The organism is Ectobacillus panaciterrae DSM 19096, assembly GCF_000430785.1.
Lineage (GTDB): Bacteria > Bacillota > Bacilli > Bacillales > Bacillaceae_G > Ectobacillus > Ectobacillus panaciterrae.
Map to the genome: position 1 here is coordinate 1 of NZ_AUMR01000074.1, position 22,118 is coordinate 22,118.

The following is a 22,118-nucleotide window of genomic DNA, read 5'->3' on the forward strand; positions in this document are numbered from 1 at the left end:
CTCTATTTTTTGATTGGAGAATTAAATTAAATGACTTCTGATAACCCTGATTATGTAAACAAGAGCTGCCTGGAAAGGCAGCTCTCTCTATTTTTCTCATATATCGAATGATTTGATATGCCGCGTAAAGATAATAGTTCCGTCAATTTCTATGTAGTCAATATTTCTATCAATGATGTCCCTCGTATTTAATTACAACAATAATTGGTTGCCTTTTCCTAGAGATATTTGGCCTCGAATAGGTATTGTAATTACAGCGGGGGATGGCGTTTTGTTTCCAACATAAATGAAATCGAACCTTTATCGGTCACTATTCTTAGGTCCTGAATAAAGGATACTAAGTGCAACAAAAAAGATAGGTAACAAAAGTATAATCAAAAAAAAAACAAGTTAAATCCGTGAGAAAAGATTAAAAGAAAAAAATAAACACGCATTCAAGTAATGAATGCGTGTTTATCCCTTAAAAGCGCGATTAGCTAGAGGGGACAGCAATGCTGTCTAGCTTTATTAGTATACCACCTAAAACCATTATTTTCTATAATTAACTTTTATTAACTTTAAAAACAAAAATAAACATGACTTCTCAGTCACATCCCTCGCATGAAAAGGGGTTTATCAACTTCCAAATCTTTCTATACTGATAAGTAATGACGGATAGCCAAGTACGTAGGTCCTAAGATCAAACCCTGATATAAAAACTGTAAGAAACAGTCTGGTGCACATCCCTTTGTTGACAGAAGGTTCCTTCTTCTGATCACGTGCAGAAAAATGTTGATTTTCCGGATGTTTCTTCTATCCGTCTACTTTTCAAGTATAGGGAGGTTTTTGTATGGATATCTTGCATACACATTGTGCAGGTTTAGATGTACATCAGAAAGAGATTGTCGTTTGTATGCTCATTGGCTCCTCTGACAAAGAACTCGTGAAGGAAATTCGGACATTCCCTACGATGACGAAGAATCTCTACGAAATGCTTCGTTGGTTCGAGAATCTTCAAATTACGCACATTGCGATGGAGAGTACGGGCATTTACTGGAAGCCTGTGTTTAACATCTTAGAAGACTATTTTGATATTACACTCGCCAATGCGCAACGTATTAAAAACGTGCTAGGGCGCAAGAAAGATGTAGCGGATGCGGAGTGGATTGCCAAGCTTCTTCGATATGGACTCATTGAAAAAAGCTTTGTTCCCCCGGCTGACATTCGAGAACTTCGTGACCTGACACGCCTTCGTAAAAAATGGATTGGCAACATGACAGCGGAAAAAAACCGAATCCAGAAAACGTTGGAGTGCTCCAACATCAAGCTTGGCTCTGTCATTTCAGACGTGTTTGGGGTGTCAGGACGTAAATTACTGACATGTTTGGTGGAACAAGGCTTCGTCAGTCCGCAAGAGGTGGAAGAAACCATCCATGCCAAAATAATGCCCAAAGCATCCATGATTTCAGATTCTTTATTCGGCACACTGAATGAACACCAAATCTTTCTCATCCGTCAATCATGGAACCACATCTTATATTTGGAGGAGGCTATTCAACAGATTGAGGCGAGAATCCAAGAGCTTCTTCTGCCCTATCAAGAACAAGTTGAACTTCTTCTTACCATTCCGGGTGTGAAAGAGAATACAGTTGCGTCCATCATTGCGGAGATCGGAATGGACATGACCCAGTTTCCTTCCGCTACCCATTTAGCATCTTGGGCTGGATTGTCGCCAGAAAATCATGAGAGTGCGGGCAAAAAAGTACCCAAACAACAAAAGGAAATCCGCACATCAAGTCTACGCTTTGCGAAGTAGCTTGGGCTGTTTCCCGAACCCGTCACACTTGGTTAGCCGCTGAGTATTGGTCGCTCGCTGCACGGCCCGGAAAGAAGAAAGCACTTATTGCCATTGCCCATAAAATGATGAAGATTATCTATCATATTTTGGAACAGCGAACGCGATTTGTGGAGTACGCCAACTTATCAGCATAACCAAGTTAAGAAATTTATTGTTCTCCAAAACGAAAAAAATGCGTCATCCTTTCTCTATAACTCATAGAAAGGATGACGCATTTTTTTATGATTTCCTCGCCCAAGCAGCGATGGCCTTTATGTCCTCCGGTTTTGTTCTGCAGCAGCCGCCGATCAATCGGGCGCCGGATTCGTACCAGGAATGGGCACTGCAGCCGTAAGTTTCTCCGGATGATGTCCCGTGCCAGGCCTTGGCGTTGGCATCGTACTGCTCGCCGGAATTGGGATATACGACGATGGGTTTTGCGGTATGACTTTGCATTTCTTTGATCAGCGCCTCGGTATACTGAGGCGGTGTGCAATTTATCCCGACAGCAGCCACTTGTTCATGTTTATCCAGCCAGTCTGCGCACGCGGCAACCGGCGTGCCGTCACTGATATGCAGCTCGTCTTTTGCGCTGAAGCTGATCCACGCATATGCTCCAGGGAATCCCTCTAACAATCTGACGATGGCCCGGGCTTCCTGCAGGCATGGTATCGTTTCGCAGGCCAAGATATCGGCGCCTGCATCAATCAGGGCTTTCATGCGGGGCCTGTGGAAGTCCATCAGTTCCTCTTCGGTCAACTGATAATCTCCCCGATATTCGGAGCCGTCAGCAAGGAAAGCACCGTAAGGCCCTACTGAAGCGGCTACTAGCGGCTTCGGCCGATTTAGCCGGTTCTCAGCGATGCCCCAAAATTCATCCCGTGCTTGTACGGCTACCCGTACAGATGCCTGAATGAGGTTCAATGCTTCAGTCTCACTTAGACCGTTTTTGACAAAGCCTTCAATAGTAGCCTGGTAACTGGCGGTAATCGCACAGTCAGCACCCGCTGTAAAATAATCCATATGTACCTGTTTAATAAGATCTGGATTTTCCATAAGTATTTTTGCCGACCAAAGGCTGTCGTTTAAATCGCAGCCGTGACGTTCAAGCTCGGTGGCCATTGCACCATCCAGTATCAATAACGGGAATTTCTGTAAAATATTTTCTATCGGATTCATAACCAATCACACCTTTTTTAGAGTAATAGTATCAAATTATAATGGTCTTGCAGTTTTGCGCTATATAAGTCCACTTTGTTATTCCGACATATCTACCGTTTGCCATGTAGAACAAAAGGAAAACTGCGTTCGCTCCCTCTCTCTCTCCCTGCATGGGCCACGAAAAGGGTTTGACCGCTTCTGCACATCGCCGGATAATCTCTCCCCACTATAAAAAGCCGGTTTTTTTATTCACTTATATAGAACCTGTTATCCTGCATCGTTTAAATCTTTTGTAATAGGCAGGCGCGGTTTCCGGCTTTTTATATAATAAATGAAATAACATAAAGCCATAAACGGGATGCCGTAATAGAGCGCGACTCTTTGAGTCGGATCAAAGGCTATGCCAATACAAGATGCAAGGCATAAAAGAAAAGCTGCGATTGGTACAATCGGATACAAAGGAGTTCTGTATTTTAGGTCATTCACATGGTTGCCTTGTTCCAAGAACCGTTTTCGAAACATGAATTGTGAAGCTGCGATTCCCATCCAAACGACTACCACGGCAAAGCCAGCAATAGATACAAGAACGAGGTAGACAGTGTCGGGTGCAAAGGTACTAGATAGAAGGGAAAGACACCCGCCAATCATGCTGACGATTAAAGCGTTAAGAGGGATCCCCCTTGATGTTAATTTCACAAAAACGGGATGCAGCATATTCTCTTTGGAAAGAGACCACAACATGCGGGATGAGGCATATAGGCCTGAGTTGGCAGCTGAGAGTAAAGCTGTGATAATAACAAAATTCATAATATCAGCAGCATAAGGAATCCCAATTCTATCAAAGACTACAACGAATGGACTTTCGATTACTCCAGCTTCTTTCCAAGGAATTAACCCTGAGAGAACAAAGATCGTACCAATAAAGAAGATTAAAAGCCTCCACACAACATTCTTAATTGCTTTAGGTATATTTTTTTCCGGGTCTACACTCTCTCCAGCTGCAATACCGATGAGTTCTGTTCCTGAAAAAGCAAAATTTACTGAGAGCATGGTCATAAAAATAGGAAGGATACCATTTGGAAAAAGTCCGTCTTTCCCTATAAAGTTTGATAACATAGGCGCGGAGGCCGTGCCTTTCATAGGAAGGATACCTAACATAACAGCTCCCCCTAAAACAATAAACAATAAGATGGTCGCTACTTTAATACTAGCAAACCAAAATTCTGATTCCGCAAAAAATTTCGCCGAAAACGCATTAAGAAGGAAAATCGCAATAGCAAAGATTGCACTCCACATCCAGACGGAAGTATGAGGAAACCAGCGCTGCATAAGTAAGCCAGAAGCAGTAAATTCCGAACCTAATGTCACAGTCCAAGTAAGCCAATACATCCAAGCGATAGTAAAACCAGTTCCAGGTCCGATATATTTGGTAGCGTATGTATGGAAAGCCCCGGTAACCGGCATGGAGACAGACAATTCTCCAAGGCATAACATAACGAGATACATAATAAAACCGCCCACTAAGTACGCAATAATCGTTCCCACTGGCCCCGCTTGATTGATCGTATAACCTGAACTTAAGAAAAGCCCTGTTCCAATTACGCCTCCCAATGAAAGCATAAATAAATGCCTGCTTTTCATGCTTCGCTGCAAGTCCGTTTGACTATTTTTGTTTATATGTTCCATAATAATCCAACCTCTTTAGAGTCATTATTTTTCCTACACGCTACAATCTCTCGAATACGATATTCATAGCAGAGATAGAGAATCTGTTACCAAAGTAGAGTGGAAGTTACCTGCACCGCTGTAGCCGACGATGCCGATTCTCCCTTTTATATATAAGTGAATGATAAATTCGACATGTCCATGTGCGATGTGCAACCAAAAGGGAGTATGGTATGCTTCTTCTTTCTGGTTTACCCTTACGCCACTACAAAGGTTTGACCGCTTCTGCACGTCGCCGGATGATCTCTCCCCACTATAAAAACAAGGTTTTTTATTCACTTGTATATAAATTGCTAAGGACACATGATCTACTCCTGCCACCGTTCACTTCTTCGTCTCATATAATCATACTGTTCACTCCTTTATAAAATAGAAAAGCCTCTTTCATTCGAAAGAGGCGTCGTTACTAAAACATTACGACTTATCTCTCAGAATGAATGCATTCTGCAGGAAGTGGCACCGTTCCGAATTTCGGAGGTTGCCGGACGTCATAGGGCCTGATCCCTCGGTCTCTCTTGATAAGTAATGGAATTTATTTAATTTTAAGACTAATTTGAATCATATATCCTAGTAAACGAATTGTCAATATGTATGCACTAGAATCCGTCACATTATTGGAATTCAATGTATTTAGAAACCTATAAAGTGAAACTTCCATCAGTGGGGGTTTTCTTTCATCCCCCACTGATGGTTAGTTGAACCAATCAGGCTTTTACGGGCAGTGATCCCCCACTTAAACCTCTTAGTACACACTAAGCTTTGAAGTGGGGGTCTTACTGCCCGTTAATGCGTGATAAAAAAGGCGTTTCCTTTCTTTGACCTTTTACAAATCACGTGATTTAAAGGTGCGGGCCGCTATAATAATTGCAGCGAGCGCATATAGAATAGCGTAAGCAATCATTGTATTACTCGGTGCTGAAACACTTCCGAAAAACCCTTGTGAAGCTAACGACAAGGGATTATCTGCTGTATCAAATAAATATATCGTCATTTTGCGGTATATGGTATCAATTGGGAAGAATAGGCTTGCTAAAATACCCATATTCACTAATGCCGCTTTGTGCATTAATGCGCCGATTTGTTCAACGAATCCGCCGATAAATCCAATTCCATATAAAATGATTAAAACAATACCAGCATTTAAAGTTGCCATACGTGTACTTAACAATAGGGCTATAGTTATTAAAATAACGGGCTGCAGCAAGGAAAGCGCTAATGCTTTCATGATTTGCATAATTGAGAAATCCAAATGAAGGGCGCTTCCTCCAATTGTCTGATGAATGAGCACGATACTTATGAATAGAAAGGCTGCATACACAACGAGTAAACAACATAGCCCTACCCATTTCCCCATTAAAAATGAGAGTCGTGAAATGGGCCTAGTTAACCATGTATCAATTTGATGGCTTTCAATTTCATTTGCAATACTCCCGACACTGCTTAAAATAGCTAACAACGCCGTAATAAATGAAGAAAAATATAAACCAATTCCAAGAAGCTGTGTGGAAAAAAGACCTTTTCTCATAAATTCATCAGCTGCTGACAGGTTGTTAGGCCCCTCTGCAATTACTTCACTGACTGCATAGTGAATTGCCACGCCATAAAATAATAAAAAAGCTAAAGTCATTACTAATGTAATCGTAAAAATGCGCTTTAAAATGATTTCTTTAAACGACAACTTGGCGATCGTCCACATGTTGGTTCCCCTCTTTCTTATTTACCCAGTACATAAACACATCTTCCAAATGTGCCTGGAGCGGATTTAGCTTATACACAGGAATATGTAGTGATACGAACGCTTGTAACAATCTCGGAATATCATTTTCTTGTTGCAGCGTAAAAATCCAACGGCTGCGATTGTGCTGTTCCTCTATCTTCTTGACATTTTTAATAAATGAAGGGAGCTGCTTCAAAAACAATTCGCTCTTTTCACCGAGTGTTACTTCCACTTCCGTTTGAATCATCATAAGGGAGCGCCAATCGCCTTGCACAATTAACTCACCCTCGTTAATAATCGCCACATGGTCACATACATGCTCTATTTCATTCAATAAATGGCTATTTAAAAACACCGTTTTTCCTTGCTCTCGCAGTTCCTGCATTAAATGGCGCACTTCTTTCCGCCCAATTGGATCAAGTGCTGATGTCGGCTCATCCAGAAAAATCAGCTCAGGATCAGAAAGTAATGCACAGGCAAGCCCGATACGCTGTTGCATTCCTTTTGAGTAGCCGCGAATTTTTTCTTTTTCTCTTCCTGTTAAACCGACCTTTTCAATAACACTGTTCATTTGCGCTTTCCGTTCGCGAAAAGGAAGCCCGCATAATTTTGCATGTGCTTCAAGCAGCTGCCATCCTGTCATCCATTCAGGATAGCGAAATAATTCAGGCAAATAGCCGATACGCTGTTTTGATTCGATCGTACCAATCGGCTGCCCCAGCATTTGCGCGGTACCGGAATCCGGATGAAGCAAGCCAAGCATTGTTCGCACGAAGGTGCTTTTCCCTGCGCCGTTAGGACCTATAAAACCAAATACAGTGCCGCGCGGTACGTTTAATGAAATACGACGAATACCGCCTTTTCCGTTATATTGTTTTGTTAAATCCTTTGTTTGAATAACCCAGTCTTGATTCATAATTTCCCCCCGCACTATACACGAACAGAGCAGCTCCTTTTATAGAAACCGCTCTTGTTCAACAGTTATTTTAATTCGTTCGCAAGTTTAATAAAATCATCTAAATTAACATGTTTACCCGCATTTTGATATCCTTCCATAATATGCACTTTATCATCTTTTTTCCAAATAAGTATCAATTCATGGTCCGTATCATATGCGAATGCTTTTACACCTTGTACCGTTGTCTCCGATGCTTTCGCGTTTTTTGTACCTATATAAGGAATCGGCAATGTCCGCTTCCAATCTTGAATGCCCGCAAGCTGTGTTTTAACGTTCTCAGGAAGAATCGGAAGCTCTAAAACTGTTTCCCGCAATTTGTCCATGTTAACATCTGCTGGAACGGAAATTTCTGGTGCCTTAGTGACATTGTAAGAAAAGCTAATAGATGTTTGATTCTCTTCTCCTGTTACGTTATAAAATGTAGCCACCGATTTCGGGAACATAATGGAAAACGGCTTACCATTTAAAGCATTTTCAAACTGTGCTTTGCTTTGCAATTGCTTCAGCAATTTATTTGCTTTCTCTGTATCGATTTCAAATTGGATCGTAAACGATGGGCGAACATCTACATTTGCTACATGATAGCCATTTGGTGCTTTTGGCACTTCATATCCAGCTTCTTTTGCCTGCTGTTCTGATGGAAAGTGAGCCGGCTTATTATTTTCATTGTCTTTTATATTCACTTTCCCGATGCCTTTAATTTCCTTTTCTCCTTCATTTAATTGAGAAATCCAACCTTGAATGTCCTGGAGATCTGATTCTGTAAGTTTAACAAACTGCACATCATTCACTCGAAAAATGGATAAAAAATCATTTGCTCCTGCACGTACTTGCGGAACTGTTAATGAAATAGATACAACTGCCGCCGCTGCTGTTGCAGCAATCCAACGTTTAGATGATTTCTTCATATTGTGCCATCTTCCCTTCTTTTCGCTTTCTTTACTGTTTGTTTCTTGCATTGTCTCTTTTTGCAAATTTTGTTCAAAGGTTTGCCATGCTTTTTCAACGTTAATAGGAAGCTCTTGGCTAAAGCCTGTAAATTCATCATCAAGCGTAACTTTTTCCCATTGATTGAGCTTGCTTGCTTCCGCTAACATCTCTTGGCATTCTTTACATTGATCAAGATGTTGAATAAATTTCTTTCTTTCATCACGATTTAACTCTCCATCCAAATATGCTTGAATAAATCCAATATCTTGGCATTTCATCTATCATCCCTCCTTCACCAACTTGTACATCTTACGAAATTTTACTTTTGCTCGTGCTAGCAGCGTTCCAACGGAGGATACTTCAACACGAATCGCATTAGCTATCTCTTTATATTGGAATCCTGAAAACTTCATTAGTAAGAGCGTTCGTTCACGCTCATCCATTTCCTTTAACGTGTTTTGTACGCTTGTAATCTCTTCTTTTTGAATCCATCGTTCTTCCGATGATGGACTGCTAAACGAGTGCTGATAATCTGCTTCTTTTTCGATTCTTGCTTGATGCCTTTTTTCAGATCGCAAATAATTATATGCTGCATAAATCGATGCTTTCGCAAGCCACGCCGGCAAGCTTTCGATTTGCTTCCAATCTGTATGATATAACTGCAAAAATACTTCTTGTGCTAAATCTTCAGCAATCGCTTGATCTCGCACAATCCGCATAATTTGTCTAACAACATGAGCATAGTATTGTTTAAACACATCTTGAAACGGTTCATTTGAGACTGAATCTTGCTCATCTATATTTAGCAATGAAGCATGCACCTCCACTCTCTTACGCCTCCTTCCAACTGCTTTCACTTTAAAGAAACCATAAAACAGCTGTTTGTGACAAAAAATAGGAAAAATTTTCTTTTATACAAGAAAAAGGCATGTCGTTGAAAGACAAACACACCTTTTAGTTCGTTCAAGTTATTTTTGTTAAAAATTTGACGTGTAAATTTAAAAAACTAGCAAGTATGCTTGATACATGTCAGATTAACATAACACATCATTATCGGTAGTTCTGTACATTATTTAATTTAATCCAAATATCCCTTATACTGGTACAGCATAGAAAAATATTGTATAGGAGATTTATTATGTCAGATCTAATCATAGCTTTAATTTTAGGAATTGTAGAAGGCTTGACGGAATTTGCTCCAGTTTCTTCTACAGGGCATTTAATTTTAGTTGGGCATTTACTTGGATTTGAAGGCACCACTCGTGCTACTACATTTGAAGTAGTCATTCAGCTGGGATCTATCCTTGCTGTGGTCGTTGTATTTTGGAGACGTTTGCTCAGTATTATAGGAGTAGGTAAGTCACTTGGAACTAAAGCCCCTGAAAAATCCCACCTAAATATTCTACATATTTTTATTGGGATCCTTCCTTTTATGATAGGAGGTCTTCTATTTCACGACTTCATCAAGAATGTGTTATTTTCTCCAAAGACAGTAGTGATTGGACTAGTAGCTGGCGGAATTCTTATGATTATTGCTGAACTGCTACATAAGAACCGTTCTAAAACTTTAGATCTTGATGCTGTTAGTTATAAACAAGCTTTATACATGGGATTATTCCAATGTCTAGCTCTAGTTCCTGGTTTCTCTAGAATGGGATCAACCCTATCTGGCGGTCTATTAGTTGGCATGAATCATAAAACAGCTTCTGAGTTTAGTTTTATTATGGCTGTTCCTATTATGGCTGCAGCCTCTGGTAAAGATTTATTAGACAGTTGGAGCCATCTTCATGCTAGTGATCTACCATTATTTATTACAGGTTTTTTAACGGCTTTTATAGTAGCCTTAATAGCTATTAAGTTTTTCCTTAAGCTCATTTCTAGCATAAAATTAATTCCATTTGCTGTTTATCGTTTCTTGCTAGCTTTAGCATTTTGGATGTTTATCCTATAAAAAACAAGGAAGAGGATTTTTTACAATTAATGGATGAACATACGAAATCCATGTTTTGCTGCTTGGCCCTTTAGAATTGAAAAATGTTCTAGTTAATTGAATTAATCTATGAAAAATGGATTCATAGGCTGATCAAATCGCCGTTTCGTTTAAGGACAAGCCCTCATATAGTGTAAAGAAAATAAAACTTACTATTTCCATATTTAGAAACAGTAAGTTAAAAAGGAGGGTTTTTATGGCTACTGCTAGTAATATTGTATTGTCTCCTGGTGAAACTTTTACTAAAAGATGCAGCAAAAAAAGACCACTATCTGTACAAAGCATAATCTTGCTACCCACTCAATTTATTACGATTACATGCAGAAATACGGGAGAAACAATTCAGGTTTCTTGTGGAGTAGCTTTAATTAACGCTGGTAGTCTTGTTTTAGGAAGACGCCAGCAAGCTAAAGTTACATGTTCACCTTAATATCTTCACTTACGCTAACAAAATAAGGGGAAACAAGAGGTTGGGTACCTTTTAGGTGCCCAACCCCTTTAATTGCCGATAACGGGTTTTATGGTGCGACAAGAAGTCGTATTCTCACAGTGTGGCTTATGCTATCCATCTAGATGCAAAGATGGTTTCCATCCGAAATCAAGTGAACCTCATTCATCAACTATTCGGCCTTCCAGCATAAAATAGATTCTACTAGGAAACTTTTCGTCTCTCTATATCTCTTCTGAAGTATTTGTACCAGAACCAGATAGCAAAGCGAAAGTACCTGTGAACACATGAAGTAAAGCCTGTCGGGACACCGATTATATTCTGACCCTGATAGTTATGAAAAACTTCTAAACAGCATGAGGAAAGTGGACCCTTACTTGAAATCATATGACTTCTGAGCAATGTAAAGAAGTCTGTATTGTAGGCTTTTTTTATTTTTTAGTATTTCAATTCCTTTTTATTCCTGTACAATTACCATATATAAAATGGACTTCCCCCACTTACTCGCTTGAAATGGGGGTATTCTCGCCTAATTTAGGATAAATTAAGTTACGACTCCGCAGTATTTGTTTGGCAGAAGGAGGTTAATACATGGTTTCGTTTTATAAAACATTTGCCCGCGCCATATTCGGGCTGGTTCTCTTGTTTGTAACGGCATATCTTCTGATAGAGGCTGGTAAATTTGCATTTGCCATTGCAGCTCCCACTCTGTATTCGTTATTGATTTACATCCTTAACAAACCGCTCATCGAATGGCTGATACGGAAGAATATCAAGCGGATGATCGCAACGAATATAGTGTACCTCGTATTTATCGCAGTGTTTGTTGTCGCCGCGTTGGGTATGAGAGGTACCGTTTTTTCTGAAATTCGCGAAATGATACAGAGCTATCCGTACGAAATGAAGGTGTTTGTAGAAAAGTTTCATCATTGGGCGGGCTATACACAAAGCAAGTATGAACACCTGTCTCCTAATGTTGTAGACTTTCTGCAAAGAAAACTCACAACAATTCAAGAAAAGATAGGTACTTGGTCATCTCCGTTTTTCCTAAGTGTTCTTCAGACATTTCGTTCGTTTTGGAGTTTTGTCGGAGAATGGATGGCAGGGGTTATTCTTGCTTACTTCCTAAGCTTGGAAGTGGAATTGTGGAGAAAATTTTTCGTCGCTAAAACACCGAACACATTCAAACGCATCTACTTCTTTTTGTCGCAAAAGGTGTTTACATCAATCAGTACATACATAAAAGCACGGTTGTTGTTAATGTTGATTCTTTTCGTCATTTTATTTGTAACGTTGCTTTATTTTCATGTCCAAAACGCGTTCACCGTTTCCTTGTTGGGTGCCTTGCTGGATATTATTCCTGTTATTGGTCTTGCGATGTTGTTTCTTCCGTGGCTGTTGTATCTCTTTATTGTCGGAAGTCATGTTTTGGCATACAAACTCATTGGACTTTGGTTGTTTGCATTCGCCATCAAGCACATCCTAGAACCTAAGATAATTGGGGATTCACTCGGGGTATCTCCCTACATTATGCTGTCTGCAATGATCGTTTTCTACGCGGTTTGGGGAATTATCGGTTTAATCCTTGCTCCCCTTTTTCTGATTCTCTTAAAAGCATTATATGTGGAAGGATACTTTCGAAAATGGATTCCAATTCCGAAAGAAGAATTTGAAAGGGAGAACCTATAAGAAAAGAAGAGAAACTGCTCTCTTCTTTCTTCATTACTGATGGTAAGTGATTTATCAGACTTGGACGTACTCTACTACTCTAAAAAAGAAAATGAACGTCTGCATGATGGAATCTCCTTTTGTATACATTGGTCTTACTATGTCCTCATGAAAATCTTGCAAGTACAAGAAAATAGACAATAATTTTTTTGGACATTTTCCCGACATATTCCTTACCTATAATGAAAACTGTAAAAACTCCACAAACGAAAGGTGAGGATTTCAACATGCAACTGAAAAAGAAGATGATTACAACGGCATTGGCAGGCACGATCGCACTAGGCGGCTTATTTACAACAGGTACAGCATTCGCAAGCACAAACGACGCTGCCCCGCAGCAGACGCAAGCAAAGGCTACATACAAACTTCCATCTTGGCTGCAATGGGCTGCAGAGCGCTTCGGCATTAACACGGAAGGCAAAACACGCAAGGAAGTACGCGGTGAAGTGAAAGAGCAGCGCAAAAGCTTCATCACAAAAGTAGCTGAGCGCCTCGGCATCAGCACGGAAGGCAAAGAAACATCTCAAATCCGCTCAGAAGTGAAGGCAAAGATTCAAGCGGACAAAAAAGATGCGCTTTACAAAGTTGCTGCAAAGCTTGGCATCTCTACAGACAGCAAAACGCTAAAGCAAATTAAAGAAGAGATCAAACAGGCAAAGGCGAAGAAGAAGGGCGAAGAAACAAAAGCCTAATAATAGTAGAAAGCCGATTTCTCTCGGGGAGAAATTGGCTTTTTTTGTATAAATAACATAAACATGATGCATAATAGATATGGACTTGTAGCTCAACGGCAGAGCAGTGAGCAGTTACGAATGTGGCTGCTGTACATTTTGCGGGTTCAAATCCCGCCAAGTCCATTTTAAAGAAGGACGGCTTCCATTTTTCAGGATACACAATAGAAAAGCTGATTCTCATAGGAGAATCAGCTTTTTTTGGAATGCCTGCTCAAATTCATGTTCCATCCCGGGTTAGCAGCATTGCAGCTTCCAATATCATGTGCAGCCCGCCTTTTATTTTTTATAAAATAGGTATAGCGCGCCCCCTAGCAATACAAGCGCAGCCAATCTCTTCATATCAAACGGAATGTGTTTGCCTCCAAACAATGCGAAGTGGTCGATGACGGAACCCATGATCATCTGGCCGACGATGATGGCGACAAGCGTGGAGGCCACTCCGATTTTAGGCACGACCATTACGGATATGGCTACGTACAAAGCGCCAAGCAAGCCTCCGGCAAGCTGCCACTTCGGAATGCTTGTAAACGCGCCAATTGACCCCTTTCCAAAAAACAACACCAATATAATCAACGCCAACGTTCCGACCAAAAAGGATGCGAGAGCTCCTTCCAATGCACCAATTCTCTTGCCAAGACCGCCGTTGATTGGGGCTTGAATGCCGAGCGCGAGACCGGCAAGCAGGGCAAGGAGCGAGAAAATCCAGTTCGTTGTGTCCCACCTCTTACTTTCCTATTCTATATAAATACGGATTTTTTATTTATATGCCACGAGAAGGCCCTCACATGACGAAATGGAATTATCAGGTAATAAGGAGGACTTTCATGAAAAAACTATATTTGCTGTTATGTGTAGCGGGAACTATTATTCCATATTGCTTTTTTATCCCGTTTCTGCAGGAGTACGGATTCAACTTGAATCTTTTGTTTCAGCAATTATTCGCAAACCGTATTTCTTCCTTTTTCGCTGCTGACTTTTTCATTTCCTGCATCGTCTTTTGGGTATTTGTATACATCAACACCAAAAGATACGGTATTTGGCAATGGTGGATTTGCATTATCATGAATCTCACAGTAGGATTATCGCTGGCGCTTCCTTTATTTTTATATTTCAAAGAAGTAAAGCTGGAGCAGCTGCGGGCAAAGTCATAGTAAAAAAGTCAAGTTCTGCTGACTTTTTACTTCTGTCCCCTCATCGCTCTGCATGATTATCTAGCTCTTCCTTAAATCATTAGTGGCTGCTTCCAATCTTTAAAATGAATGACAGAACCGATCGGCAGCCTATATAATTCCAATTCTTGTTCCATTTTACTTTTCCCCTCGCAAAATAGCTTTTTTTACAATTACATAGATTATAAAATTTACTAAGCATGCTCCTGCAGTTCCCATCACAAAAATTGATATTTTACCTGCCAGTGTTTCATTAAGATCTAAAGCATTAGGCAATATAGTAACGAAAACTGCAAGTAATGTTAAAGTAATCATAGCTATTTTTAAAATTTCAACTTTTTTATTCACACCTATCTGCTCCTTAACTCTTGATGGAAGCTTCTCCCCGAATCCCCTGCCGTAATTAGCTTAGTGTATGCGTATTGCAGAGAACAAGGAATCTTCATGTACACTATAATGAACCTCCCCCACTTACCGTTACACTACACCATTCACACGCTTGAAGTGGGGATATTCTCGCCTAATTTATGATAAAAAAAGAGATAGTTAAACTATCTCTGCGTCAGCTTTTTCTCCTTACACAACTAATTGCCGTACATCCTTTAAATCAAGAATGCGGGACAGCTGTTCATACGATTCAATATAATAATGCGCGCCCGGCACTAATAAGTTTTGAAACATGCATGTTTTAATTCCCAGCTTTTTGGCCGGTATGATATCCAATTCCCGATCCCCGATAACGAGGTCGATATGATGCTTGTCATGAAGATAGCTGTAAGCACTGTCGGCCGGCTTTTTCGGGAATCTATCTTCCCGTCCGATAATCTCTGAAAAATAAGGGAGCCAGCCATAGTGGTCCAATATCCTTATGATCTCCTGTTTCGAATTATGGGTCACAATAAAGTTTCGTTCCGCCTTTTGCAAAATGTGCTCAACGCCGGCAAATGGACGGTACTCTGAAGGGTGCACTCTTTGCCCCATCTCTAAGATACCGTGAACCTGTTCCTGAGATAATTTATAATGTTCAATTGTGTGCGAAAAAGAAATCTTCAAGTTCGACATGATCTCCTGCTCATGTACATGCTCTCCCAGTACCTTTTTCAAATTTGCTACATATATACGATAGCTATCTACTAAAGTTCCGTCAAAATCCCATAGGATATTCAAAGTCATGTTCTTTCTCCTATCACAGTAAGATTCTCAACAACTACATTTACACATATCACTTTCTCTTCGGACGCCTGCACGCTACATATACCAACAACGGTATACAAAAATTATCCCTGACAAATATGTATATTTTATGTATTATATCACAAATAACTCTCGTGAATTTCATGAATTTTTGGATAAAGCGTTACAAAAATATAAGAAAAAAGCCCAATTGGCAGTATATCATCTAAAGGAACAGGAGCAATGAAAATACTGGTTTTGGATATATTTTCCATAGAGATAGGGGATTGGTTTTTGTTATATAAAGTTGAGGTTTGGATAGTAAATGCGTGAATTTGGATAGTAAATAGTCCAAATCGGATAGTAAACGGTATAATTTGATATATACATAGGATTAAATGAAATCGCAAAGGATATACTTAGCTTTTTGAGAGAATATCGCCTTATGTAACTTAGATTGTGATCCTATTCATACGAACACATTAAAAGAGAAGTGATACTCATTATGCAGAGCATTACTTCTCTTTTTCATAAAGGAATTCGTTATGACTTCTTTACCAAGTTATGGTTTAGAACAAAAGGTGCTTTTGCCGGTTTGCATAAATTGGTCTATCCCGCTCTGCTCGGAAAGACAAATATCCAGTCTTTCAAATTTTCCGGAATAAACTCTTAGCCCTTGGATTTCCGTTATATTTTGCTGCTTTAGCATGTCCAGTATCCACTTTACTTCTTCTTTCAATTTCTTTGTCTTTTCTTCTTTTGTTGTGCTTTCTAAGTTTTTTTCTACATTTTTACTGACTCTCACATATAAAAAATTCGTGCACGTAGAAGAATCCGATTTACAAGCACTCACAAAATATTTTTCTTTATTTGAATCTTTGCTTTCAATGCGGAAGCCATGCTCTTTTAAAAGGTCATCTGCCTTCTTAATCTTTTTGTCCACCTCCTGTTGAGCATGAAAAGATGCTTTGCGTCCCTCGTAGTTATCATATGTGATAGCCTTATCTACCTTATCATACTTCAAATTGAATTCGAATTTTTCTCCTTGTTTAGGCTCTGCAACGATAAATACTGTTTGAATCTCTGGATCTTGGTTGACTTCCTTTATATTGATTTTGGTATTGTACTCTCGTTGCATATATTTTTCAACTGCATCTTCTATTTGTTTTGTTGACTTTGCTTCTTTAGGTTCCGATGTACACCCAACTACTACAATACTTAAAATTATTAGACACATGGCTATAAATATTTTTTTCAATATTATGTACCCCTTTATATTTTCTACTATACTCACAATTATAACAATATTTCATATCGTGGAACTGAACCGGACGGGATAGACTTAGTAACAAACTCATTGAAAAATTTTAAAGAAGGCAGCCTCTCTGAAAAAATTGAAGCCGTCAACAATCTATATAAAAATCGCTCGGACATTACGGACACATTAAAAGATATCGGTACTGATGTAATCCATGTAGTAGGAAGAAGCCCTGAATCCCAAACTTTATTTTCGTTTTTATCTGCATTTAAACCTAAAGATATTAAGTTTGAAGGGTTTATAGCGGATGATATACAGAAAGTTGTGGAAGGAAAAATAGAAGAATTTGCACACAAAACTTATGATGCCACTGACCAATTTACTGATGCAAAAGAATTTGGTCAATATGTAAAGGACAAATATGGTGAGGAATACGAGATTAATACTACAGGCCACTCTTTAGGAGGAGGCGAAGCAAACTATGTTGCTGCGGTATTTGGCTTTGGCTCTCTAACCTTTAATCCTGCTGCCGTTAAACATTTATTAACGGAAGAACAAATTAAACGAATGGAAGAAAGCGGCCGGAACATTAGCTATGTAGACCCAAGAGACCCGGTGGGGACATTTAGCCATCATCCCGGAACCGTCGTATATTTGGAAAACCAGCATTATGGACTCATGGATAAAAGCATGGATGCTCATGCTTTAACAGGCTTTCGGTTTGATAAATACGGACGAATTATAGGTCTGGACGGTAGACCTCTTTTGCGTTCGCCTAATGGAGCGATTGAGATATATGCTGAAGATGCTATTCAACGCAGCGAGGGTTTAAAAAAGCAAGCTCAATATCTTATTTCACAAATTTCTGTATCAAAAAGGGATATCTCTAATGGGTTCAGCTCTCCAACGGTACAAGGTGCAAAATTAGGAGAAGCCCTTCGCAACTTGTCCAATCAAGTTTCTTATTTAGAACGAATATACTTTAGTAAAATTCAAGGATTGGCTTCCTATATGGACAAGAAGGCAAATGACTTTAAACGAGCTGACGGACTATAATAAGAACCAAGGGGAAGTACATATGTCAAGAATCAGTGTAAATATTGAAGAAGCAAAAGCTCTTGAAAAAAAGATCGCCATGCTTATCGCTGCTTTACAAGAAATGGAGAGGCAAATAAACTCTGCAGAAGACCTATTGGTGCACTGGAAAGGAAATGCAGCAAAAGAATTTGAAAATAGAATTCATGACGTAAAACAAGATACAATACGCCACATTCAAGAATTGCAAAATAATCTAAAGATGTATACAACTGCATATACTCGTCTGATGGAAACTGACTGCAATTTCAATTTTACTTTAAACCGCTAACACACAAAAAGGCATGGTCTCCCGGACCATGCCTTCACTTCTTCGCCGTCAATTTCCCCTCATACTGATTCAGCCCTGTAATCTCCACGCCCTGATAATAATGAGCCACAATATCCTTGTAGGATTTCCCTTCCTTCGCCATGCCGTTTGCGCCGTATTGGCTCATGCCGACACCGTGGCCGTAGCCCTTTGTGGTGATGACGATGTTGTTGCCCTGCTGCTTCCATGTGAAGTCGGTGGAGCGCAGTTGGAGCTTTGCTCGTATGTCTTTGCCTGACAGCGTTTTGCCGCTGAACTGGACTGTTTTGACCCGCTTTCCGGACGTGCGATCGACGATTTTGCCTACGCTTCCGTCGTTCAGCACTTGTATGCCAAGGCGCTTTTGGAAATCAGATACTGTAAAGGTTTGATCAAACGTGAATTTCGGCGCTTCTTTATCCCACGGGCTGTCGACGCTGCGTAGATATGGATAGGGACTGCCCCAGTAGTCTTCTGAGTTTTCAGTATAGCCGTTGCTTGTAGAGAAGAACGAGGCGGTAATCGGTTCTCCTTTGTACGTTAGTACTTGTCCTGCCGTAGCCTTAACCGCTTCTTGGATCCGCTTCATTTTCCCATCATAGTCCTTGCCCCACAGCTTCTTTAACTCTGTGTCATTTTTGTATACCTGGTTGTCGACTGTGTCGGTCACGTTCGCTTTGTTTGGAAGCTGTTCGCCGGCCAGCATGCGCTTGATGACAAATGTTCTGGCGGTGAGCGCCTGTGCTTTCAATGCCTCCATTTCAAAATTGGCGGGCATTTCTGCGGCGATTACACCGGCAACGTAGTCTTCGATCGGCATGTTCTCAACCTTCTTTTGCTCGCTACGGTACACGGCTACTTCCACAGCGCTCTTGACAGGAGCGGGGGCTGACGAAGCAGGGACAGCTTGTGCTTGTTTTTGTTGTTTGGGAGGCTCTTTTGTTTTCCCATGAAACGGCAGCACCAGCAAGCTCGGCACGATGACGACTAGGGCGATTAAAAATGAAACGAGCACGAAAATAGGTTGGGTTGTCTTCATCGGTTCCCTCCATGCAAGTAAGTTCTTTCTATACTTATGGAGCGGGACAAGTCTTTAGAACAGCACATTAATTTTCGAAATATTTTAATATATTTTGCATATTTCTCTGGTTTTTTGCCTATACCAGTAATGGAGCATAATGACTGGGGATATGTGAAGGTATTTTGGACATAAGAAAACTTAACACAGGAAAAAACCCGTGCTGAATTCTTTTTAGGCGGGAATGGTAGCGGTCAAACCCTCTCCTGTGTTTTTGATTAAGTGAGCAGGTTTGTTCTTTTGGATGTCGTATAGAACATCCCAGGTTTTAAAAGAAGGAACAGAATTGGAAGCATTACCGCGCGAGTGTATAGTTTCCATCAAAAAAAAGAGAGCTCCTATGCTTTTTGTCCCCCAAAAACATAGAAGCTATCTTGTATTAAGCGTGAAGATCAGAGATTTCTTGTTCGACAATCTCTTCCACTTGTTCTTTTATACGTTCAACGTTTGCTCCAAGTGCCGCAAGCTTGCCATGGAAATTCACATATCCCCGATCAAGATGCTTAAGCTCTGTAACGCGAGTGTAGCCATCTGATACAAGTCCAGATAAGATGAGTGCGGCTGCAGCACGAAGATCTGTCGCTGCTACTTCTGCACCTTGCAGGTCACACGGTCCGTTCATGATAACAGAACGGCCTTCGATTTTGATGTCTGCGTTCATGCGGCGGAACTCTTCTACGTGCATGAAACGGTTCTCGAATACCGTTTCCGTAATCATGCTTGTGCCCTCCGCTCTCAGAAGCAATGCCATCATTTGCGCTTGCATATCTGTCGGGAAGCCCGGATGCGGCATTGTTTTAATATCTACCGCTTTTAACTTCTTCGGTCCAATTACACGTACGCCTTCTTCTTCTTCAATAATGGTAATTCCCATTTCTTCCATTTTCGCCGTAATCGGACGCAAATGCTCTGGTACGGCATTTTCAATGAGAATATTTCCGCCTGTAATCGCGGCAGCTACCATAAATGTTCCTGCTTCAATTCTGTCAGGTATAACATAATGCTGCGCTCCATATAATGTAGAGACGCCTTCAATGCGAATCGTTCCCGTACCTGCACCGCGAACTTTGCCGCCCATTGCATTCAAGAAGTTCGCAAGGTCGACGATTTCCGGTTCTTTCGCAGCATTCTCAATGATAGTTGTACCTTTCGCCAATACAGCAGCGGACATGATGTTCTCTGTTGCACCTACGCTTGGGAAGTCTAAGTAAATTTTAGCTCCATGCAATTTGCCATCCACATATGCCTCTACGAAACCATTGCCGACCTTTACCTTTGCCCCCATTGCTTCAAAGCCTTTTAAGTGCTGGTCAATCGGACGTGATCCAATTGCGCAGCCGCCAGGCAATGCAATTCTTGCGCGGCCTTTGCGGGCCAACAGCGGTCCCATTACCTGCACAGACGCACGCATTTTGCGCACATACTCAAAAGGCGCTTCAATATTCAGCTCATTCGATGCATCAATGATCACTTGGCCATTTTCAAATACGACATCAGCATTTAAATGACGCAATACTTCATTAATTGTATATACATCGGAAAGAGCTGGTACATCGAATATAATATTTTTTCCGTCACTCGCTAATAGGGCTGCAGCAAGTATTGGCAAAACGGCATTTTTTGCGCCTTCCACACGCACAGTACCGTTAAGCTGTCCCCCGCCACGGACGATGATCTTTTCCAAGGTATTCCCCTCCGTGTCCTGAATTTTGTACACATCTATTCAATATTCAGACGTAATTATTGGTGTGCCAACCACAACAGTCGTCTTGTTGTCTGCATTTCTCAATGCGACTTGCACGTTCATTTTCTCTTTGTTTATAGAAAGAGCGTCATTCCACTTCACAGTATATGCGGAAACCGTAACAAATGCTCTTTCCTGCAAAGCTTCCACTGGCTTCGCCTCAAAACCTTCCAGTATATCTCTTGCCTTATTTTGCAAAACACCTTCAATCTTATCACTCAAAACAGCACGAACACAAGTATAAATTGTTGGTTTTTGACTAAAAATTTTATCCATTTCCCTAACAATACTCTCGTCCCACTTTGTTCCTTTTACCTCATAAATGATGAAGGTCTTATGGGTAGTATTGACTTTTGTCCATGTTACTACCAGTCTTTCTTCGTAATTTGGAAATTTTTTTACGGCTGTCGCTTTATAGCCTTCCTCTGCTTCTTCTATGCTCCAATCCGTAACAGATGCTTTCGTCTCCAATTGCGCCAATAGCTGGTTAAACGTATGTACGTCATGAACAGAATCAGTTTCTCCTTTGGCAAGCCAGGTCCAGTCCTGTATTTGTGCGCCTTTTTCCCGAAGGACCGCCGTCATTTGTTCAAGCTTTTCCTCAGGTTTCATGGCCTCTGTTTGTTTATATCCCATGAAAAACACGACAACCCCTAAGCTTAGTAAAATAAACGTCTGAATCACTTTACGCATACAATCCCCTCCCTCATTACTACCCATTTTTGACGGGAAAAGAGGGATGTATACTCGACAAAATTACTTAAGAAGATACGTTAAACTCTTGGAATACCCTAAATAATCCAAGAAAAAGTTGCTGACGGATGTTCCGATAGCAATTGTAATCAGCAGCAAGAGAACCTTCGTTTGAACGACCTTCCCTTTTTTCATCAACCGCTCAAAGTGAATGCCCTGCAGCGCCCACCATGTAAGAGTAATAAACAGTAAATGCGAAAAGATCGCAATCAGTGCCTGTTGCCCCAAAACTTGCGCCACTAAATCACTCCTTTCAAGAAAAGCGGAGCCGGCTCGTTCAGGTGCAGAGACCAAGGTTCTCCGCCCTTAAAGGCGCTTTTTGCCTTTATGCGGCGGAGGTTCTTGGACGGCA

22 protein-coding genes, 1 tRNA gene, 1 pseudogene and 1 riboswitch are annotated in these 22,118 nt (G+C 40.7%); of the genes and pseudogenes, 9 read left to right on the forward strand and 15 right to left on the reverse strand.

The window, feature by feature from the left end:
* Positions 1-829 precede the first annotated feature (829 nt).
* A pseudogene (locus H540_RS30010) lies at positions 830-1,971 on the forward strand (IS110 family RNA-guided transposase).
* A gap of 85 nt (positions 1,972-2,056) precedes the next feature.
* On the opposite strand, the gene mmuM reads toward H540_RS30010, so the two are convergent.
* From mmuM to H540_RS0116655, 7 genes are all read right to left on the reverse strand, one after another.
* The gene (gene mmuM, locus H540_RS0116625; RefSeq protein WP_028401612.1) at positions 2,057-2,995 is read right to left on the reverse strand and encodes a homocysteine S-methyltransferase; all 939 of its coding nucleotides are present in this window, start codon (positions 2,993-2,995) and stop codon (positions 2,057-2,059) included.
* A 249-nt stretch (positions 2,996-3,244) separates the two neighbouring features.
* Positions 3,245-4,663: an amino acid permease gene (locus H540_RS0116630; RefSeq protein ID WP_028401613.1), complete on the reverse strand. Its 1,419-nt coding sequence runs from the start codon at positions 4,661-4,663 to the stop codon at positions 3,245-3,247.
* Between the two features lie 63 nt (positions 4,664-4,726).
* Complete coding sequence (locus H540_RS0116635) at positions 4,727-5,005, reverse strand: hypothetical protein (protein WP_028401614.1); 279 nt, start codon at positions 5,003-5,005, stop codon at positions 4,727-4,729.
* 115 nt (positions 5,006-5,120) lie between these two features.
* Positions 5,121-5,227: riboswitch (SAM riboswitch) on the reverse strand.
* A 298-nt stretch (positions 5,228-5,525) separates the two neighbouring features.
* Entirely contained in the window at positions 5,526-6,398 is an 873-nt protein-coding gene (locus tag H540_RS0116640; RefSeq protein ID WP_028401615.1) for an ABC transporter permease, read from the reverse strand.
* Positions 6,370-7,335: an ABC transporter ATP-binding protein gene (locus H540_RS0116645; RefSeq protein WP_028401616.1), complete on the reverse strand. Its 966-nt coding sequence runs from the start codon at positions 7,333-7,335 to the stop codon at positions 6,370-6,372. Before H540_RS0116645 ends, H540_RS0116640 begins: the two co-directional genes overlap by 29 nt.
* 65 nt (positions 7,336-7,400) lie before the next feature.
* Positions 7,401-8,585 (reverse strand): anti-sigma factor family protein, encoded by a 1,185-nt coding sequence (locus H540_RS0116650; RefSeq protein WP_028401617.1) that lies wholly within the window; start codon positions 8,583-8,585, stop codon positions 7,401-7,403.
* Between the two features lie 3 nt (positions 8,586-8,588).
* A complete protein-coding gene (locus H540_RS0116655; RefSeq protein WP_028401618.1) occupies positions 8,589-9,116 on the reverse strand; it encodes an RNA polymerase sigma factor SigX in 528 nt (175 codons plus the stop codon).
* Positions 9,117-9,445: 329 nt separating this feature from the next.
* Here H540_RS0116655 and bacA point away from each other — a divergent pair, with 329 nt between their 5' ends.
* The 5 genes from bacA (at position 9,446) to H540_RS0116680 (ending at position 13,330) form a co-directional block, all read left to right on the forward strand.
* Positions 9,446-10,258 (forward strand): undecaprenyl-diphosphate phosphatase, encoded by an 813-nt coding sequence (bacA, locus tag H540_RS0116660; RefSeq protein ID WP_028401619.1) that lies wholly within the window; start codon positions 9,446-9,448, stop codon positions 10,256-10,258.
* Positions 10,259-10,493: 235 nt separating this feature from the next.
* Positions 10,494-10,727, forward strand: coding sequence for a hypothetical protein (locus tag H540_RS0116665; RefSeq protein ID WP_028401620.1), 234 nt, complete (start codon positions 10,494-10,496; stop codon positions 10,725-10,727).
* A 609-nt stretch (positions 10,728-11,336) separates the two neighbouring features.
* Positions 11,337-12,434: an AI-2E family transporter gene (locus H540_RS0116670; RefSeq protein WP_028401621.1), complete on the forward strand. Its 1,098-nt coding sequence runs from the start codon at positions 11,337-11,339 to the stop codon at positions 12,432-12,434.
* A 266-nt stretch (positions 12,435-12,700) separates the two neighbouring features.
* Positions 12,701-13,165 (forward strand): hypothetical protein, encoded by a 465-nt coding sequence (locus H540_RS0116675; RefSeq protein WP_028401622.1) that lies wholly within the window; start codon positions 12,701-12,703, stop codon positions 13,163-13,165.
* A gap of 81 nt (positions 13,166-13,246) precedes the next feature.
* Positions 13,247-13,330: transfer RNA gene (locus tag H540_RS0116680), tRNA-OTHER, on the forward strand.
* A 153-nt stretch (positions 13,331-13,483) separates the two neighbouring features.
* On the opposite strand, the gene H540_RS0116685 is transcribed toward H540_RS0116680, so the two are convergent.
* On the reverse strand, positions 13,484-13,909 hold the full coding sequence (locus tag H540_RS0116685) for a DMT family transporter (protein WP_028401623.1): 426 nt from the start codon (positions 13,907-13,909) through the stop codon (positions 13,484-13,486).
* 122 nt (positions 13,910-14,031) lie between these two features.
* On the opposite strand from H540_RS0116685, the gene H540_RS0116690 reads away from it, so the two are divergent.
* Entirely contained in the window at positions 14,032-14,358 is a 327-nt protein-coding gene (locus tag H540_RS0116690) for a DUF2834 domain-containing protein (protein ID WP_028401624.1), read from the forward strand.
* 156 nt (positions 14,359-14,514) lie between these two features.
* Here the strand turns inward: H540_RS0116690 and H540_RS0116700 are convergent, their stop codons facing one another.
* The 3 genes from H540_RS0116700 to H540_RS0116710 form a co-directional block, all read right to left on the reverse strand.
* The gene (locus H540_RS0116700) at positions 14,515-14,724 is read right to left on the reverse strand and encodes a hypothetical protein (RefSeq protein ID WP_028401625.1); all 210 of its coding nucleotides are present in this window, start codon (positions 14,722-14,724) and stop codon (positions 14,515-14,517) included.
* Positions 14,725-14,952: 228 nt separating this feature from the next.
* Entirely contained in the window at positions 14,953-15,549 is a 597-nt protein-coding gene (locus H540_RS0116705) for an HAD-IA family hydrolase (RefSeq protein WP_051317148.1), read from the reverse strand.
* A gap of 562 nt (positions 15,550-16,111) precedes the next feature.
* Positions 16,112-16,807, reverse strand: a complete 696-nt coding sequence (locus H540_RS0116710) for a hypothetical protein (RefSeq protein WP_028401627.1) — start codon at positions 16,805-16,807, stop codon at positions 16,112-16,114.
* Between the two features lie 99 nt (positions 16,808-16,906).
* Here H540_RS0116710 and H540_RS0116715 point away from each other — a divergent pair, with 99 nt between their 5' ends.
* On the forward strand, positions 16,907-17,863 hold the full coding sequence (locus H540_RS0116715; protein ID WP_028401628.1) for a Tle-like phospholipase domain-containing protein: 957 nt from the start codon (positions 16,907-16,909) through the stop codon (positions 17,861-17,863).
* A gap of 22 nt (positions 17,864-17,885) precedes the next feature.
* A complete protein-coding gene (locus H540_RS0116720) occupies positions 17,886-18,173 on the forward strand; it encodes a hypothetical protein (protein WP_028401629.1) in 288 nt (95 codons plus the stop codon).
* A gap of 34 nt (positions 18,174-18,207) precedes the next feature.
* On the opposite strand, the gene spoIID is transcribed toward H540_RS0116720, so the two are convergent.
* The 4 genes from spoIID to H540_RS0116740 form a co-directional block, all read right to left on the reverse strand.
* Positions 18,208-19,230, reverse strand: a complete 1,023-nt coding sequence (gene spoIID / locus H540_RS0116725; protein ID WP_028401630.1) for a stage II sporulation protein D — start codon at positions 19,228-19,230, stop codon at positions 18,208-18,210.
* Positions 19,231-19,648: 418 nt separating this feature from the next.
* Complete coding sequence (gene murA / locus H540_RS0116730; protein WP_028401631.1) at positions 19,649-20,953, reverse strand: UDP-N-acetylglucosamine 1-carboxyvinyltransferase; 1,305 nt, start codon at positions 20,951-20,953, stop codon at positions 19,649-19,651.
* Positions 20,954-20,992: 39 nt separating this feature from the next.
* Positions 20,993-21,706 (reverse strand): YwmB family TATA-box binding protein, encoded by a 714-nt coding sequence (locus tag H540_RS0116735; RefSeq protein ID WP_028401632.1) that lies wholly within the window; start codon positions 21,704-21,706, stop codon positions 20,993-20,995.
* 63 nt (positions 21,707-21,769) lie between these two features.
* Complete coding sequence (locus H540_RS0116740; protein WP_028401633.1) at positions 21,770-22,006, reverse strand: DUF1146 family protein; 237 nt, start codon at positions 22,004-22,006, stop codon at positions 21,770-21,772.
* Between the last annotated feature and the right edge of the window lie 112 nt (positions 22,007-22,118).

Excerpts from the sequence above, each read along its gene's own strand:
- mmuM (WP_028401612.1), bottom strand. The coding sequence starts at position 2,995 with ATGAATCCGATAGAAAATATTTTACAGAAATTCCCGTTATTGATACTG.
- H540_RS0116630 (WP_028401613.1), bottom strand. The coding sequence starts at position 4,663 with ATGGAACATATAAACAAAAATAGTCAAACGGACTTGCAGCGAAGCATG.
- H540_RS0116640 (WP_028401615.1), bottom strand. The coding sequence starts at position 6,398 with ATGTGGACGATCGCCAAGTTGTCGTTTAAAGAAATCATTTTAAAGCGC.
- H540_RS0116645 (WP_028401616.1), bottom strand. The coding sequence starts at position 7,335 with ATGAATCAAGACTGGGTTATTCAAACAAAGGATTTAACAAAACAATAT.
- H540_RS0116650 (WP_028401617.1), bottom strand. The coding sequence starts at position 8,585 with ATGAAATGCCAAGATATTGGATTTATTCAAGCATATTTGGATGGAGAG.
- bacA (WP_028401619.1), top strand. The coding sequence starts at position 9,446 with ATGTCAGATCTAATCATAGCTTTAATTTTAGGAATTGTAGAAGGCTTG.
- H540_RS0116665 (WP_028401620.1), top strand. The coding sequence starts at position 10,494 with ATGGCTACTGCTAGTAATATTGTATTGTCTCCTGGTGAAACTTTTACT.
- H540_RS0116670 (WP_028401621.1), top strand. The coding sequence starts at position 11,337 with ATGGTTTCGTTTTATAAAACATTTGCCCGCGCCATATTCGGGCTGGTT.
- H540_RS0116675 (WP_028401622.1), top strand. The coding sequence starts at position 12,701 with ATGCAACTGAAAAAGAAGATGATTACAACGGCATTGGCAGGCACGATC.
- H540_RS0116690 (WP_028401624.1), top strand. The coding sequence starts at position 14,032 with ATGAAAAAACTATATTTGCTGTTATGTGTAGCGGGAACTATTATTCCA.
- H540_RS0116705 (WP_051317148.1), bottom strand. The coding sequence starts at position 15,549 with ATGACTTTGAATATCCTATGGGATTTTGACGGAACTTTAGTAGATAGC.
- H540_RS0116720 (WP_028401629.1), top strand. The coding sequence starts at position 17,886 with ATGTCAAGAATCAGTGTAAATATTGAAGAAGCAAAAGCTCTTGAAAAA.
- spoIID (WP_028401630.1), bottom strand. The coding sequence starts at position 19,230 with ATGAAGACAACCCAACCTATTTTCGTGCTCGTTTCATTTTTAATCGCC.
- H540_RS0116735 (WP_028401632.1), bottom strand. The coding sequence starts at position 21,706 with ATGCGTAAAGTGATTCAGACGTTTATTTTACTAAGCTTAGGGGTTGTC.